1 pseudogene is annotated in these 322 nt (G+C 71.4%); it reads right to left on the bottom strand.

Features of this window, described 5'->3' with window-relative positions:
• A pseudogene (locus tag ACF8LI_RS20250) lies at window positions 1-322 on the bottom strand (hypothetical protein); the annotation flags it as partial.

Below are 322 nucleotides of genomic sequence, written 5' to 3'. Positions count from 1 at the left end.
GGCCGGCAATCAGGCCGTTGAGGGTTCCGATCACGGGCTGCAGTGCCTGGCCATCGACCTGGGTCAGGCCGTTGACCAGTTCGGTCAGCACGCCCAGGGGGCCACCGTCCACGCTGGTCAGGCCTTCCAGCAGGCCGGTGACGACCGAGGCCGTTCCATCGGTGGGATTGGCCAGCGCGTCCAGCAGTTGGCCCACAGGGGCTGCGACGGTGCCGCCGAGCAGGCCGTCCACCACGTCCTGGACCGTGGTGACCAGGCCGTCACCGCTGCCGCCTCCCGTGCCGCCCGGGATCAGGCCGCCCAGCAGGCCGTCGACCAGTTC

Origin of the sequence: Delftia sp. WSY_12 (genome assembly GCF_043104645.1) — a bacterium.
GTDB classification, from domain to species: domain Bacteria; phylum Pseudomonadota; class Gammaproteobacteria; order Burkholderiales; family Burkholderiaceae_C; genus Comamonas; species Comamonas tsuruhatensis.
The sequence above is the reverse complement of the archived record's forward strand: the minus strand, read 5'-3'. Positions and strand labels throughout refer to the sequence as shown.